At 64.8% G+C, this 14,984-nt stretch carries 13 protein-coding genes; all 13 read right to left on the bottom strand.

The window, feature by feature from the left end:
• Positions 1-46: 46 nt before the first annotated feature.
• The 13 genes from E4J93_RS03540 to murD all read right to left on the bottom strand — a co-directional run bounded on the left by E4J93_RS03540 (position 47) and on the right by murD (position 14,981).
• A complete protein-coding gene (locus E4J93_RS03540) occupies positions 47-883 on the bottom strand; it encodes a PhoU domain-containing protein (RefSeq protein WP_147588095.1) in 837 nt (278 codons plus the stop codon).
• 69 nt (positions 884-952) lie between these two features.
• The gene (gene pstB, locus E4J93_RS03535) at positions 953-1,756 is read right to left on the bottom strand and encodes a phosphate ABC transporter ATP-binding protein PstB (protein ID WP_147588094.1); all 804 of its coding nucleotides are present in this window, start codon (positions 1,754-1,756) and stop codon (positions 953-955) included.
• Positions 1,757-1,765: 9 nt separating this feature from the next.
• Complete coding sequence (pstA, locus tag E4J93_RS03530) at positions 1,766-2,677, bottom strand: phosphate ABC transporter permease PstA (protein ID WP_147588093.1); 912 nt, start codon at positions 2,675-2,677, stop codon at positions 1,766-1,768.
• A gap of 4 nt (positions 2,678-2,681) precedes the next feature.
• Entirely contained in the window at positions 2,682-3,605 is a 924-nt protein-coding gene (gene pstC / locus E4J93_RS03525; RefSeq protein ID WP_147588092.1) for a phosphate ABC transporter permease subunit PstC, read from the bottom strand.
• A gap of 1 nt (position 3,606) precedes the next feature.
• Positions 3,607-4,554, bottom strand: coding sequence for a phosphate ABC transporter substrate-binding protein (locus tag E4J93_RS03520; protein WP_255431898.1), 948 nt, complete (start codon positions 4,552-4,554; stop codon positions 3,607-3,609).
• Positions 4,440-5,225 (bottom strand): polyphenol oxidase family protein, encoded by a 786-nt coding sequence (locus E4J93_RS03515; RefSeq protein WP_147588091.1) that lies wholly within the window; start codon positions 5,223-5,225, stop codon positions 4,440-4,442. The genes E4J93_RS03520 and E4J93_RS03515 overlap by 115 nt, the downstream gene beginning before the upstream one ends.
• 136 nt (positions 5,226-5,361) lie before the next feature.
• Positions 5,362-6,495: a cell division protein FtsZ gene (gene ftsZ, locus E4J93_RS03510; RefSeq protein ID WP_147588090.1), complete on the bottom strand. Its 1,134-nt coding sequence runs from the start codon at positions 6,493-6,495 to the stop codon at positions 5,362-5,364.
• A 222-nt stretch (positions 6,496-6,717) separates the two neighbouring features.
• On the bottom strand, positions 6,718-7,824 hold the full coding sequence (locus E4J93_RS08275; RefSeq protein ID WP_255431897.1) for a cell division protein FtsQ/DivIB: 1,107 nt from the start codon (positions 7,822-7,824) through the stop codon (positions 6,718-6,720).
• 508 nt (positions 7,825-8,332) lie between these two features.
• On the bottom strand, positions 8,333-9,244 hold the full coding sequence (gene murB / locus E4J93_RS03500; protein ID WP_147588089.1) for a UDP-N-acetylmuramate dehydrogenase: 912 nt from the start codon (positions 9,242-9,244) through the stop codon (positions 8,333-8,335).
• Positions 9,245-9,266: 22 nt separating this feature from the next.
• Positions 9,267-10,709, bottom strand: coding sequence for a UDP-N-acetylmuramate--L-alanine ligase (gene murC / locus E4J93_RS03495; protein WP_147588088.1), 1,443 nt, complete (start codon positions 10,707-10,709; stop codon positions 9,267-9,269).
• 71 nt (positions 10,710-10,780) lie between these two features.
• Complete coding sequence (gene murG, locus E4J93_RS03490) at positions 10,781-11,920, bottom strand: undecaprenyldiphospho-muramoylpentapeptide beta-N-acetylglucosaminyltransferase (protein ID WP_147588087.1); 1,140 nt, start codon at positions 11,918-11,920, stop codon at positions 10,781-10,783.
• Positions 11,910-13,544 carry an FtsW/RodA/SpoVE family cell cycle protein gene (locus tag E4J93_RS03485; protein WP_187231594.1) on the bottom strand — a complete coding sequence of 545 codons (1,635 nt, stop codon included), beginning with the start codon at positions 13,542-13,544 and terminating at the stop codon, positions 11,910-11,912. The genes murG and E4J93_RS03485 overlap by 11 nt, the downstream gene beginning before the upstream one ends.
• Positions 13,545-13,574: 30 nt before the next feature.
• Entirely contained in the window at positions 13,575-14,981 is a 1,407-nt protein-coding gene (gene murD / locus E4J93_RS03480) for a UDP-N-acetylmuramoyl-L-alanine--D-glutamate ligase (RefSeq protein WP_147588085.1), read from the bottom strand.
• Between the last annotated feature and the right edge of the window lie 3 nt (positions 14,982-14,984).

Raw genomic sequence — 14,984 nt, 5'->3', positions numbered from 1 at the left:
GGATTCGTACGGCGGTTTGCAAACACATGGCCCGACAGGCAGCAGGCTAATCCGTAGTCTCAGCCGCCTTGCGGATGAGGGCGGCCAGCTGGTCGCCCACCTCCTCGAGCGGAAGCTCGGCTACATAGCGCGCATCGGCAGCGGGATCGAGGATGACGCCCTCGCCCGAGGGGATACGCATGCTCTCGAGCTCGCCCTCGTCTGCTTCGGCCAGGTCGGCCGCCGAGGCGCGCTGGCCCGTAAGCAGGAAGACCAGGCGATACGCGCACTCCATGGAGATGGATGCGATGCGGTCGAGATAGCGCGAAACCATGATGGTGCGGCGGAAGTCGTCCATCTGCGCGTCGTCGGCCACATCCATGGTCTCGGTGCGATTGAAGACGCGGAAGAACTCCTGATACGCACCGTGCACGGCCTCGTCCTCATCGGAGAGAGCCAGCACGATCGACAGGTCGTTGTTGACGAGCGCGGAGATGGTGGCGCCCAGCACGCGGAAGACGCCCTGCGCTTCGGCATCGATGAGCTGCACCATCTCGACGGGCACCTCGATATCGTTTTTCACCTTGCGCTTGGCGGCGCGAGCGATACGGCGGACCTTGTCGCACATGCGCTGCAGGTTGAAATCGATGTAGATGATGGTCTGCAGCAAGCGGAAATCGGACGCGACCGGGCTCTGCGTGGCAATAAGGTTGTAGCACACGGCCTCGAGGTTGGCGCAGCGGGCATCGATCTGGAACGTTGCCTCCTGCGTCGCGGCGGCGAGCTTCTTATCGTCCTCTACATAGGCGCGCACGGCATCGTGCAACGCCAGGTCGACGGCCTCGAAGATGGAGAACATCTCGTGGCGAGCCTCGACCAGCTGACGGGAAAACAGTTTGCGCATTCTAGGCTCCAATCAGACGCGCGCGGACGTGCTACATCCGCAACCAGTACGAGCCGGGCGAATCGGTGACTAGCCGAAACGACCGGTGATATAGTCCTCCGTACGCTTATCCATCGGACTAGTGAAGAGAGCGTCGGTTTGACCATACTCGATAAGTGTAGCAGGCTCACCAGCGACTTCCTGTAAGAAGAATGCAGTGTAATCGGAGATACGCGCGGCCTGCTGCATGTTATGCGTAACGATGATGATGGTCATCTCAGGCGCGAGCTCGGCCATCAGGTCCTCGACCTTCTGAACGGAGGTGGGATCGATGGCCGAACAGGGCTCGTCCATCAGGAGCACGTCCGGCTGAACCGCCAGGACGCGGGCGATGCACAGTCGCTGCTGCTGTCCGCCGGAAAGCGCCAGACCGTCTTTCGAGAGCTGATTGGATACCTCTTTCCAAAGGTTGGCGCGCTTGAGGGACTCTTCGACTATGTCGTCGAGGTCGCTTTTGCTAGTCACGCCCTGCAAACGCGGGCCAAAAGCGACGTTCTCGTAGATGGATTTGGGGAAGGGGTTGGGCTGCTGGAAGATCATGCCCACACGGCGACGCAGGTCGACGGGATCGACGCCCTCGGCATAGATATCGGCGCCGTCGAGCGTCATCGAACCTTCGATGCGCGTCCCCTCGATCAGGTCGTTCATACGGTTCATGCAGCGAAGGAAGGTGGACTTGCCGCAACCGGAGGGGCCGATGAACGCGGTGATCTTGTTCTTGGCGATGTTGAGGTTGACATCGGTAAGGGCGTGGAAATCTCCGTACCAGAAATCGAAATTCGCCGTGGATATAGCGCTGATCTCGGGCGTGGGCGCAGCTTGGTAAACGGTCACGGGAGCTCCTTACTTGCTCTTGCGAGAGAGATGGCGTGCGAACAGGTTGAAGGCGAGGATGATGATCATCAGCAGCAACGCGGTGCCGTAGGCGGCGTTCATGTTGATGCCGTCATTGGCCAGAAGGTACAGGTGCACCGTCATGGGGCGGCCGGAATCCATGGGCGTGATGGGCAGGTTGATAGCCTGGCCCATGGTGTACAGGACGACGGCGGTCTCGCCGATAGCGCGGCCGATGCCCAGCACGATGCCGGTCGCGATGCGACCGAAGGCGGACGGGAGCACGATGCGGGAGACGACCTGCCACTTGGTGGCGCCCAGGCCGTACGCACCCCAACGGATGTAGCGCGGCACGGCGCGGATAGCCTCCTCGGTGGTGCGCATGATGATGGGGAGCATGAGCAGCGCGAGCGCGAGGGCAGCGGAGAACATGGACAGGCCGAAACCCATGGCCTCGACGAACAGCGCGTATCCGAACAGACCCATGACGATGGAGGGCACCGATGCAAGGGCGTCGGCGGCATAGCGAATAATGCCGACCAGGCGACCTTGCTTGGCGTACTCGGCGAGATAGACCGCTGCCAGCACGGCGATGGGCGTGCAGATGAGCATGGCGAGCGCGGTGACGTAGACGGTCGAGACGATGGTGGGCCAGATGCCGCCCTCGGCGTTGACGCCGTGGGGCCAGCCGAAGATGAAATCGGGCGAGATGTGCGGCAGGCCGTTGATCACCACGTAGGCGATGATCGCGACCAGCACGAGCGTGGTGATGGCGGCCGCAACGCGAAAGACGCCGAGCATCACCTTGTTGGACGTGTTCTTAGAGATGCGTCCCTGCTTGCCGTGGGACAGGGCGCGCTTGATGCGCTGCGAGGAGCTCAGCTGCTCGTCGGCGGCGCGAGAAGTCTGGTTGATAGCCATAGCCCTATCCCTTCCTCATCTTGGACAGCAGGCGCACGATGCCCACGAGCGATGCGGAGATGATGAACAGCACCACGCCCATGCCGAACAGGGCCGTACGGTGCAGACCCGACGAATAGCTCATGTCGAGCGCGATCTGGCTCGTGAGCGTGGATACCGGGCTCGAGATGGACTCGGGGATGACGGGGGCGTTGCCGACGACCATGAGCACGGCCATGGTCTCGCCGATGGCGCGGCCCATGCCCAGCACCACGGCGTCGACGATGCCGAATCGGGCGGCGGGCAAGACGACCTTGTAGATGGTCTGCCACTTGGTGGCGCCCATCGCATAGGAGGCCTCGCGAATGCCCATGGGGATGGAGTTGAGCGCGTCGATGGTGAGCGTGGTGATGGTGGGCACGATCATGATCGCGAGCACGAGCCATGCGGTCAGGGCGCCGAAGCCCATCCCGCCGGTGAGCTCCGCCACCACGGGACGGATGATCACCATGCCGAAGAAACCGTAGATGATCGAGGGAATGCCGGCCAGCAGGTCGACCGCCGGGCTGATGAGGGCGCGCACGCGGTCGGTGGCGATCTCGGTAAGGTAGACGGCGGTGCCCACGCCGAGGGGGACGCCGAGCACGAGCGCGCCGACGGTGACGAGGCCGGAGCCCGCCAGCAGGGACATGATGCCGTACTGGCCCTCGGTCGGAGCCCAGGTGAAGCTGAAGAAGTTCGCCAGCCCGATATCGGTGAACACCGGCGCGGCCTGCATCATGGTGAACGCGAAGATGAGCAGCACGGTGACCACGGCCAGGAAGGCGCATGCGAAGAAGAGGTACTGCAGGCCCTTCTCCTTAAGATAGGTGCTGCGCGAAACGAGGGCGAGCTCGCGCTTGCGCGGAGCCTGGTTCTCGCCTGCGTCGGAACGGTCGACGCTCGTCATGCTACATCCCCTCCCCTGCATCGTTGCTCACGGGAATGAAGCCCGCCTCGCGAATCTGGTCGTCCATCTCGTCGGACAAGACGTACTCGATATATCCCTGCGCCTCGTCGGAGGGCTCGCCCTTCGTGAAGAAATACAGGTCGCGCGAGATGGGGTAACCGCCGCTGGCGACGGTCTTCTCGCTGGGCTCGACGTGGTTGACGCTGATGGCGCGAACCTGGGTCTGAGCGTACTTGGACTCGACGAAGCCCATGGAGATGTAGCCGATGGCTCCACGCGTGCGGCTTACGACGTCGCGCACCTGGCCGGTGCCTGAGAGCACGGCGGCCCGGCGGTCGAACGGCGCACCGTCCATGATGATGGACTTGAACGCCTCGCGCGTACCCGAAGCCTCATCGCGATTGACGAGTTGGATGGGCAGGTCCTCGCCACCGACCTCGGACCAGTTGGTGACCTCGCCGGCGTAGATGGCGCGCAGCTGGTCGACGGAGAGGTTCTGGACCGGGTTGTCGGGGTTCACGATCACCGCGATGCCGTCGTGGGCGATGGGGATGGTCGTGAGCCCCAGGTCCTGCTCCTGGGCGTTGAGTCCGCGTGAGGAGGTGGCGATATCCGCGGTGTCGTTGGAAACCGCCTCGATACCCGCGCTGGAACCCAGGCCCGACACGAGCACCGACACACCGGTCTGCTCGGTATAGGACTCGGCAGCTACCTCGGCGATGGGTAGGCAGGTCGTGGAGCCCGCAACGGTGATCGACCCCGTGGATACGGTCGTCGAGCACGCGGAGATGGATACGGCTGTGACAAAAGAGAGGGCCCCGGCGGCAATGAGCGCTAGAGGGCCACGGCTATGGCGGCGTGACGACCACAGGTGCCCGCCTCGGCCCGGTACGAGAAGAACCGGGTGTTGAGACGCACGGTCGAAAGCCGCAAGTCGTGAATTTCGCACGGAGGAACTCCAATTTCTTCGAGCGACGATACGATGCACGCGGACAGGTCGAGCAGCCGCGATGCAGTATCCTCAATGTTATCAAACCGTAATGAGAATGTGTGCAGCAGGTCAGCTGAGACCTGATATTCGTCACCTTGGATATGCGGTCCGATATACGCGCGAATATGGGATGCATCGAGCCCGGTCTCGCTGCATAGGATTCGAGCGGCTTTGGCCGCGATGCGCGCATACGTGCCCTTCCAACCGGAATGGACCACTGCAAACGCGGTATCTCCGCAGGTCAGAAGCACGGGAACGCAATCGGCGAAACACAGCAGCACGGGCACGTTCAAAGCGGTGCACACGATGGCGTCCGCCCCGGCGGCGATGCGCTCGCGTATAACGGCAAGCTCGCGCTCGTCGGAATTTCGAACGACCACCACGTCATCCCCATGAACCTGGTTGGGAACGAGCAGGCGCGGCGCATCGGCCTCGCAACCAAGGGCCGCGAGCGCGCGACGACGGTTCTCCTCGACCGCGGCCAGATCGTCCCCTACATGGCTCCCCAGATTAAGCGATGCATACGGAGGCTTCGAGACGCCGCCTGAGCGCTCGGTAAAGGCAAGGCGCACGCGGCCGTGGTCGGCCCGATGCAGCACGACGCCCGATTCGTATTCCACTCGATCCATAGATACCTCCTCCGCCGCACATCCAAAATGATGTTGTGCGGGATAACCGATTGACGGGCGCTATCCCAAGCGCCGTAAAGAAAAACCCGCCGGGGATATTCCCGGCGGGTTGCAGGTGCATGAGGACGAAGCGACCTTAGAAGTTGCCGCGCTTGAGGAAATCGGGCAGCTCGAACTGGTCGTTGCCGAAATTGGGAAGCTCGGTGCCGCCGACGTTGCGCGTGGGGGCAGCCTGCGCGGCATGAGCGGGAGCCGCGGCCTCGGCCTTAGCCTGGGCCTGGGACTGGGCGAACAGGTCGTCCTGGCGGTTGACGTTGGAATCGGAGAAGCCCGTGGCGATAACGGTGATGCGCACCTGATCGCCCAGGGACTCGTCCACGACGGTACCGAAGATGATGTTGGCCTCGGGGTCGACGGCGTTGGCGACGAGGTCGGCGGCGTCGTTGATCTCCTGGATGCCGAGGTCCTTGGAGCCTGCGATGGAGAGCAGGACGCGCGTGGCGCCATCGATGGAGCTCTCGAGCAGACGGCTGGAGATGGCCTGCTGGGCGGCGTCGACGGCACGGGAGTCGCCGGAGGCGACGCCGATGCCCATCATGGCGGTGCCGGCCTGGCGCATGATGGTCTTCACGTCTGCGAAGTCCAGGTTGATGACGCCGGGGACGGTGATGAGGTCCGTGATGCCCTGGGTGCCCTGGGAGAGGACGCCGTCTGCGTTGGAGAAGGCCTCGAGCATGGTGGTCTTCTTCTCGGCGATGTCGAGCAGCTTGTCATTGGGGATGACGATGAGGGTGTCGACGCTGTCGGACAGGGTCTTGATACCCTCCTCGGCCGCCTTCTTGCGCTTGCGGCCCTCGAAGGTGAACGGCTTGGTGACGACGGCCACGGTCAGCGCGCCGACCTCGTTCATGGCGATATCGGCGACGATGGGGGCCGCGCCGGTACCGGTGCCGCCGCCCTCGCCCGCGGTGATGAACACCATATCGGCGCCGGCAAGGGCCTCGGCGATGTCGTCGCGGCTCTCGTCGGCGGCCTTGCGGCCGACCTCGGGGTTGGCGCCGGCGCCCAGGCCGCGCGTGAGGTCGGTGCCGATGTGGACCTTGATATCTGCATCGGAGATCGCGAGCGCCTGCGCGTCGGTGTTGATGGCGACGAACTCGACGCCGCGGATACCCTCTTCGATCATTCGGTTGACCGCGTTGGTGCCGCCGCCGCCCACGCCGACCACCTTGATGACGGCAAGATAGTTGTTGATCTCGTTCTCGTGCATGTGTCGGTCCTCCGAACATCGCTCAACGTAATGCTTGCGAATAGAAAACGGTACTGGTAACCCTCAAGTTCAGATTAAACGTAGAGGTAAAACACTGTATGTTTGCATGTTTTTGCGGCACTTGTCAAACGTATACCGCATCAATTGTGAATTTGGTAATCAAATACCAGGTAAATCATGGAGCCGTTCACCGAGTCGCAGGTAAACGGCTCCCCTGCTCGCCTATTTGGGCACGCTGCGAAATGTATACGCGTTGGGCGTTCGCACATCGATGTACGTGACGCCCGGCTGCTGCTCGAGAAGCGTGGTGACGACGCGTTCCTTCAGGCCGATGTCCTCTGGCGCTCCCAGCGCGACCTCGATGCCCGATACGAGGTTGGCGGCGATGGCCTCCTTGGACGGCACGGAAAGATACTTGATCTGCGCTTTGAAATCCGAGGAGAACTTCTTCGCGTAATCGAGGCCCGCCAAGATGATGGGCGCAGACACATCGGAGCCGCTTGAGGGGGCGACATCGGAGGCCACATCGGTGAGGAGAAGCGCTCCGAAATGGCGCGCGAGGGCCTCGGCGGCCCCCAGACCCGCAAGATCTTGCTGGTCGGCGGGCTCCCCATCGCCATCGTCCTCGGCCGGCTTGTCCTCATCGGCGGGCGCATCGGACCCCCCATCGTCGGAGGCGGAGCCATCCCCGGCATCCGAGGCGTCGGCCGCCCCGTCTTCGGAGGCGTCGGCGCCGTCCGCCGATGGATCGGCGCGGGTGTCTGTCGGAGCGCTCGCGCCGCCGTCCTCGGCCTGGTCGGAGATGGCGGTGGAGACGATGCCGCTCTCGACGATCGCGCCGGAATCGTCGACCGCGACCGCCAGGGAAAGCGGCGCGATCCAGCAGCCGTCGTTGCCGATCGCCCAGGCGATATCGTCGGCCGCCACGTACATGATGGCGCTCACCGCGCGCTCGCGCGGGGTGATAACGAGCGTATGCGGGTATTCGCGCTTGACGTCGACGCCCGCCACCCAGGGGTTCTGCTTGAGGGACTCGACGATCTGGTCCTCGTCCACGTTGAGGAGCGTCGTGCCCTCGGGCAGGTTGATGAGCTGCTCGGCAGCATCCTGGGCAACATGCTCGCTACCGACGATCCGGATATCGGTGGCTGCAAAGAGGCTGGAGTTGACCACGACGACGACCGCGAGGGCCACCAGGGCGAGCACGCCCGCGACAGCGACGAGCGCGATATGCGCGCGCGACAGGCCCGCGGAGCGACGAGGGCGCGCCGAAGCCTGCTCGGAACCGCGGGGAGCGGCCGCGACATGCGTGAGCCTCTTGGCCTCCATCGGTCCGCGCCGCCGAGCGGGGCCGGCCGCCGGGGTCGGCGGTCGATGCGCGTCCGCGGTTCGCAGCGGCTGGACGGGACGGGAAGCCGAGGCGCGCTGCGGCCGGGCTCCACGCGTCGCGGGCGCGTACGCGGGCCGAACCTGGCGAGCTGGAGCCGGCACGCGCTGAATAGCCGAACCACCCGCTCGAGCGGGCAGCGCGCGGGAAGGGCCCGACGGCAGGGATGCCGGGCGTCGCGTGGCGCCGTTCTCGCGCGACCGCGCAGGCAGGGAGTTTGCGGGACGCTTGGTGGGCCTGGGCGCCGACGGGGCGCCCTGCGCCTTTCGCAGGCGCTGCTCGCGCACGACCGCTGCGGCACGTCGCGCGGTGTGCTGCCTGGACGGAGCGGTATAGGCGCTTATGGCTTTGGTGGGAGCGGGAACGCTGCTCGGACGCGGCGGTACCTGGGAGCGCTGCGCGGGTCGCGGAGCCCCCGCCCCGGCACGACGAAACGTGGGCTTCGGTGCTTTAGAACCCGAGGAATTTAACTTCCGGTTGGAGCTCGACGCCATACGTTTCCTTAACCTTTTCATATACATGCGAGATCACGGCCGAGACGTCGGCTGCGCTCGCGGTGCCCTTGTTGACAATAAAGTTAGCGTGCATGGTTGAGACCTCGGCCCCGCCAACGGAAAAACCCTTCAATCCACAATCCTCTATCATCTTTCCAACACTCATGTTGGCTGGATTGCGGAAAACCGACCCGCATGATGCCGATCCGATCGGCTGCGTACGACGACGGCGCGCCAGCGATTGCTCCATCTTAGCCCGGATATCGACCTTCTTGCCGGGAGCGAGCCGAAGCGTGACCTCGAGGATGATCTCGTCACGGGGAAGCGAGGTGACGCGATACCCCCACGTAACGTCCTCGCGTCCGTAATGCCTGATACCCGCAGCGGGCTTATAGGTCACCACATCCTGCACGACGGCGCCGATCCACTCGTCGCGCGACCCCGCGTTCATGGAGATCGCACCGCCCACGGTACCCGGGATGCCAACGGCGAACTCGAGGCCCGACAGCTCGCGTGAAAGCGCCTCGTTGACCAAGCGCGCCAGCATGGCGCCTGCTCCGGCGGTTATGGTGGCGCCGTCGTCGCTCACCACGAAACGCGAGAACTCGCGTCCGAGCGAGATGACGGCTCCTTCGTACCCCGCATCGGCGACCAGCAAATTGGACCCCTTGCCCAGAATAACCCAGGGCACGCGCTCGCGGCCGAGGACCTCGATGGTACGGCGCAGCGAGTGATAGCTATGGCAGGTGATGAACAACGCCGCCTTGCCACCGATACGGTAGCTGGTATGGCGCGCGAGGCGCTCGCCCTCGGCCAGCTCGGTATCGATCAGACCCGACAGCGACATAACCGCATTGAATACGCCCATGTCCGTGTCCCCAGCCCAGCGCTTACGCTCGCGAACCGGCGGCGCGCTCGAGGTCGGCTACGTGCTCGATATAATCGGGGCCCACCGTGGTGACGTCGCCGGCGCCCATCGTGATGAGCAGGTCCCCCTCGTTCACGAGCGCGTCCAGGTGCTCCATAAGGGCGGGGCGGTCGTCGACGTACACCACGTCCTTGTCGGGATGGAGCGTGCGGATGGTGTCGGCGAGCATCTTGCTGGTAACGCCGGGAATGGGCATTTCGCCAGCGGGAAAGACATCGATGAGGACGAGCTTGTCGGCATCGGCGAAGGCGTTGGCGAAATCGTCGCACAGCGCCTGCAGGCGCGAATAGCGATGCGGCTGGAACACCACCACGACGTTGTTGAAATCCAGACCATGCGCCGCGGCGAGCGTCGCCTTGATCTCGGTTGGGTGGTGGCCGTAGTCGTCCACAACCGTCACGCCGCGCGTATCGCCGATATGCGTGAAGCGGCGGCGAGCGCCCTCGAACGTGGAGAGCGCCTCGGCGGCTGCGGAGGTATCAAGACCCATGACATAGGCCGCGGCGAGGGATGCCGTGGCGTTGAGAACGTTGTGAGCGCCCGGGTTATGCTGGATGGACACCTCGCGCACCGAGCCGTCGGGCAGGGTGACGTCGAAGGTGCTGCCCAGCGCGTGGGCGGCCGGGTGCACCGTGCACACGACGTCGTTCGAGGGATCGAGGCCGTAGGTGACAACGGCACGGCCGGTGGAGCGGGCAAGCTCGACAAGACGCGGATCCTCGCCGCATGCGATGACCGTACCCTCGTCGCCCACCAGGCCCATGAAGGTGCAGAAGGTCTCCTCGATCTGCGCGAGGGACTCGTAATGGTCCATATGGTCGGCCTCGACGTTGGTTACCACCACGACGTCGGGATCGAGGTACAAAAAGGAGCTATCGGATTCATCGGCCTCGCAAACGAAGTATTCGCCGGCGCCGTTACGGCCGTTGGTGTCGTAGCCCTCGACGATGCCGCCGATCAGGAAGCTGGGATCGAGCCCCATGCGGTCGAGCATGGTGGCGCACATGGAGGACGTCGTGGTCTTGCCATGCGTGCCGGCAACGGCCAGCGTGGTATAGCCGGCACCCAGGGCGGAGAGCATCTTGGCACGCGGCCAGACGGGAATACCGAGTTCGCGAGCGCGGATGAGCTCGGGATTCGTCTCGGGGATAGCGGTGGATACGACGACGACATCGGGCTTCACCGCATCGATGGTCGCGGCGTCGTGGCCCACGAATACCTCCATACCCGCTCGGCTGAGCTGGCGGATGTAACGAGAGGTCTTGAGGTCGGAGCCGGTCACCTCGTAGCCGCGCTCGTGCAAGACGAGCGCGATACCGCTCATGCCCGCACCGCCCACGCCGATGAAGTGCGCGCTGGCAAAGGTCGGTGCCGCCGTAGACTCCGGTACCACAATATTCGACATGCTTGACTCCTCGTAGCCTCGCTTCTACTTAAACCATCCCAGTATACTCTTCCATCCCTAAAACCGCGGTCTTAGCCGCGGAGGCGCAGGGCCTCCACAGCATCCGCGAGCTGTTGGGCGGCGCGGTCCTGCTTCAGGGCGCGGGCCGCGGCGCGCATGCGCTCGCGACGCTCGGGACGGCGGAGCAGGTCGAGCAGCTCGTCCGCAAACGCGCGCTCATCGATGCCGGCGTCGGCGAACATGACGGAGGCGCCGGCGTCAACCAGGAACCGCGCGTTGGTTGTTTGATGGTCGGCCGTGGCGTGCGGATAGGGAACGAGCACGGACGGCGAGGCCAGGGCTGCAATCTCTGCGATGGAAGACGCACCCGCGCGCGAGAGAACAAGGTCGGAAGCAGCGAGCATATCGCCCATGCCGTCGATGTAGGCGCGCACGTCCCAACGACGGGCTTCCTCATCGGTCAGACGCAATGCCGCGACCGCAGCGTCATGGCCTTCGGCGCCCGTGGACTGCACCACGCGCAGACCGGGTATAGCGAGCAACTCGGACTTGAGGGAGGCGATGCGCTCGTTGAGGTGCGCAGCGCCCAGGGATCCGCCGAACACCAGCAGCAGCGTCTCGTCATCCGCGACGCCCAGAGCCCCTCGGCCACGGCAGCGGTCGCCGGCGAGCACGGACGCACGGACCGGGTTGCCGGTCATGACGATGCGCGTGCCGTCGCCGCAGCGTTCGCGAAAGATGCGCTCGACGCTTGGCTGCGCGATAGCGATCAGCCCCGCGTGCTTGGCGGTCTGCTTGTTGGCAAGGCCGGGGACCGAGTTCTGCTCGTGCAACGCGATGGGAATGCCGAGCTTCGCCGCCGCACGCATAAGCGGGAGCTCGACGTAGGCGCCGAAACCGACGACGACGTCGGGCATGAGGGCCGCATCGTCTCGAAACGCCTTCACCAGACGGCGCTCCTCGCGTGCGAGATGGAGCAGGGCGCCGATGAGCGTCCAGGGGCGCTCTCGATCGAACCCCGTCACCTCGACCGGAAAGAAGTCGAAGCCCGCCTCGGGCACCAAGCGCCCCTCGAGCCTTCGGGTCTCTCCAAAAAATCGCACCTGATGGCCACGTTCGCGCAGCTCCTCGGCCAGCGCGAGCGCGGGATTCACGTGCCCGGCGGTACCGCCCGCGGCGATGGCGACGCTCAGGGTATGGTTAACGGTCATATCGACCCCTCCTCGAAGAATATGAATCGCTGCCGCGGCCGCGCGAGCCGGATTGCGGGCTCGTGCCCCCGCGGCGCACCCGCGGACCGCTGTCGCGCGAACGCAGGCGCTCCGAAGGATTATCGTTGAGATTGACGCGGTCGTACGAACCGTACGACGAGCGGTCCTCGCGAGGATGCGGGCGGGTCGCAGTCGATTCGCCACGCCGACCATCCATCACGCTGAAACCCGAACGCGCGCGGGTCGCCTCGGATCGGCGGCGCGGCGAGCCCGCGGTGCTGCGGCCCATATGGCTCGACACCGCGTCCTGGTCGGAACCCTCGCCCCCAGCGGACACGACCGCGAAATCGGCTCGGCGCTCATCGTAGACGCTCCGCCTGCCGCTTTCGACGGAAACGCGCAGCACGTACCCGACCAGCATAAACGAGGCGAGCATCGACGAGCCTCCGTAGCTGATGAACGGAAGCGTCTTGCCGGTCATGGGAAGCACGACGAGGACGCCGAGGATATTCACCAAGAACTGCACGACGATGATGATGGTGCAGCCATACGCCGTCAGGCGATCGCGCATGCTCGGCCCCTGATGGGCGATCATGAAGCCCGTCAACACGAGGCACACGAAGAGGGCGAACAGCACGACGGTGCCCACGAATCCGACCTCCTCGCCGATGTTGGCGAGGATGAAATCGTTATGCAGCTCGGGGATGTAGCCGTACTTCATGGTGGCGTTGCCGACGCCTCGACCGAACAGGCCGCCCGAAGCGAACGCGATGATACCAAGCGTGGCCTGGTAGCCGTCGCCGTACGGATCGGCCCATGGATCGAGAAGAACCTGGAAACGCGTCAGGCGATACGGCTCCAAAAGAAAGAGCGCGCCGAGCGCCACGATGCCGATGGACAGCAGCAGGAGCAAAAACTTCAACGAGGCGCCCGCGAGGACCAGCATGCAGAATATCGTGGCGACGATGATGATCGTCGTTCCGTAATCGGGCTGCGCCATCACAAGCGCCAGCGGAGCGATCACCGCAGCGCCGAGGAGGAGCAGGAACGACCTCGTATCCAAGGCGTAGCACTCGAAGAACTCGGCCAGCACCGTGGCCACGGAGAGAATGAGAAACGGCTTGACGAGCTCGGAGGGCTGCAGGGCGAAGAAGCCCAGGTCGATCCAGCGCTGGGCGCCGCCCGCAGTGGAACCCATCGCCAAAACGAGAAACAGAGCGAGCAGGCTCAACGCCCACAGCGCGAACACGCGCTGCTTCGTGTAGAACGACATGGGGACGCAGGCGATGATGATCGCGATGATCGCCCCCGCGAAGGCGAAGATGCCCTGGCGGGTCAGGTAGAACGAAGGCGGCTTGGGATCCGCGCCCGAGGCAACCATGATGGCCGAGGACGAATACACCATGAGCACGCCGAATGCCACGATTGCAACCACGCAAAGGATGAACACGATACGCGGCGCCATGATGCGAGCGGGAACGCCCGCGATAAACCGTTCGCCCAGGGACGAATGGCGCGAGCGCGCACCCTCGCCGCGAACCGAGGCGCGACCGGCCGCCGCCCCCGACCCCCTGCGAGCCGACGTGCTTCCGCGCGACCCGCGCTCGGTTGGATTGGTTGCCATATGCGCCTCCATCTACCTATCTGCTACCGCCTACTCCTCCGATTCGAGGGTAGCGCGCAATTGATCAACATACGCCTTGAAGGCGCGGCCCCGCTCTTCAAATCCAGAGAACTGGTCGAACGATGCGCACGCCGGAGAAAGCAAGACGATATCGCCGCGCGAGGCGAGCGAGCGCGCCACATCGACGGCATCGCCGAGGTCGTCGGCCTCGGCGATATCGATATCCCCGGTTCGGTCGGCCTCCTCGAGCGCGCGGCGGAAACGCTCCCGCGCCCCACCGAAGCACACCGCACCGGCCGCATGCTCGACCACATACGATGCGAACTCGTCCAAGGGCGTCCCCTTATCGTGGCCGCCAAGCAGTACGATCACGCGGTCATCGGGGTAGGCGGAGAGCGCCTTCATGACGGCGTCGGTGTTCGTGGCCTTGGAATCGTTCACGAAGCGAATGCCGTCGATGGAGCCGCAGGGCTGGCAGCGGTGCTCGAGCGGGGCGAACGAGCGCAGGCCTTGGCGCACGCCGGCCGGCGAGGCACCGCACGCGAGGGCCGCGCAGGCGGCGACGAGCGCGTTCTTCACGTTATGGCGACCGGGGAGCTGCAGCTCGTCTCGCGCGATGAGCTCGATCTCCTCGCCGCCGAGGCGAACCACGAGCATCCCGTCGCGCACGAACGCGGCGTCGACGGTGCCCGGATCCTCGAACGAGACGCGCAGCACGCGCCGATCGGCAACGTAGACCTCGGAAGCGTACGCGGCGATACCGGGGTCGTCGGCGTCCACGATGCACAGGTCGTCCTCATTCATGTTGGCAAAGAGCTTCAGCTTGGCGCGGGCGTAGTTATCGTGCGAGCGATGCCAGGCGAGGTGGTCGGGTGTGATGTTGAGCAGCGCGGCGACGCGCGGATGAAGCTCGGAGGTGGTAGCCAGCTGATAGCTCGAGAGCTCGGCCACGAACCACTCGCCCGTGCAGCGCTCGTCGACGGCCCCCACCGAAACCGTGCCGATATTGCCAACGGCGGTGGCAGCCATACCGCTCGCGCAGATAAGATGCCGGATCAGCGCCGTGGTGGTGGTTTTGCCATTCGTTCCCGTTATCGCGCACCAGCGCTCTGGGGACAGGCGAAACGCGAACTCAGGTTCGCCCATGATCTGGCAGCTCGCCGCGGCGGCGGAACGGTAGAACGGCGAGAACTCGGAGATGCCGGGGCTCGCTACGCACACATCGTAGGAGCCCTGCACATCCTCGGTTCCCACAACGCACCGGGCTCCGCGCGCCTCGAGCGCACGGATCGCATCATCGCGGCTCGATGACGCGCCGCCGTACACGGTTACAGACGAAACGCGATCGCCCAGATGGGAGAGCGCCCAATCTGCAACGGCGCATCCCGTGGAGCCAAGGCCCAAGACGAGCAGGGAGAAAGACGGGGAAAGCAGCATGAG

Source organism: Collinsella sp. BA40, from assembly GCF_008014645.1.
Taxonomy (GTDB): domain Bacteria; phylum Actinomycetota; class Coriobacteriia; order Coriobacteriales; family Coriobacteriaceae; genus Collinsella.
Note: the sequence above shows the minus strand (reverse complement) of the source record. Positions and strands in the feature narration are given on the sequence as shown.

Excerpts from the sequence above, each read along its gene's own strand:
- murD (WP_147588085.1), bottom strand. The coding sequence starts at position 14,981 with ATGCTGCTTTCCCCGTCTTTCTCCCTGCTCGTCTTGGGCCTTGGCTCC.
- E4J93_RS08275 (WP_255431897.1), bottom strand. The coding sequence starts at position 7,824 with ATGGAGGCCAAGAGGCTCACGCATGTCGCGGCCGCTCCCCGCGGTTCC.
- E4J93_RS03515 (WP_147588091.1), bottom strand. The coding sequence starts at position 5,225 with ATGGATCGAGTGGAATACGAATCGGGCGTCGTGCTGCATCGGGCCGAC.
- murB (WP_147588089.1), bottom strand. The coding sequence starts at position 9,244 with ATGGGCGTATTCAATGCGGTTATGTCGCTGTCGGGTCTGATCGATACC.
- murC (WP_147588088.1), bottom strand. The coding sequence starts at position 10,709 with ATGTCGAATATTGTGGTACCGGAGTCTACGGCGGCACCGACCTTTGCC.
- E4J93_RS03485 (WP_187231594.1), bottom strand. The coding sequence starts at position 13,544 with ATGGCAACCAATCCAACCGAGCGCGGGTCGCGCGGAAGCACGTCGGCT.
- ftsZ (WP_147588090.1), bottom strand. The coding sequence starts at position 6,495 with ATGCACGAGAACGAGATCAACAACTATCTTGCCGTCATCAAGGTGGTC.
- murG (WP_147588087.1), bottom strand. The coding sequence starts at position 11,920 with ATGACCGTTAACCATACCCTGAGCGTCGCCATCGCCGCGGGCGGTACC.
- E4J93_RS03540 (WP_147588095.1), bottom strand. The coding sequence starts at position 883 with ATGCGCAAACTGTTTTCCCGTCAGCTGGTCGAGGCTCGCCACGAGATG.
- pstA (WP_147588093.1), bottom strand. The coding sequence starts at position 2,677 with ATGGCTATCAACCAGACTTCTCGCGCCGCCGACGAGCAGCTGAGCTCC.
- pstC (WP_147588092.1), bottom strand. The coding sequence starts at position 3,605 with ATGACGAGCGTCGACCGTTCCGACGCAGGCGAGAACCAGGCTCCGCGC.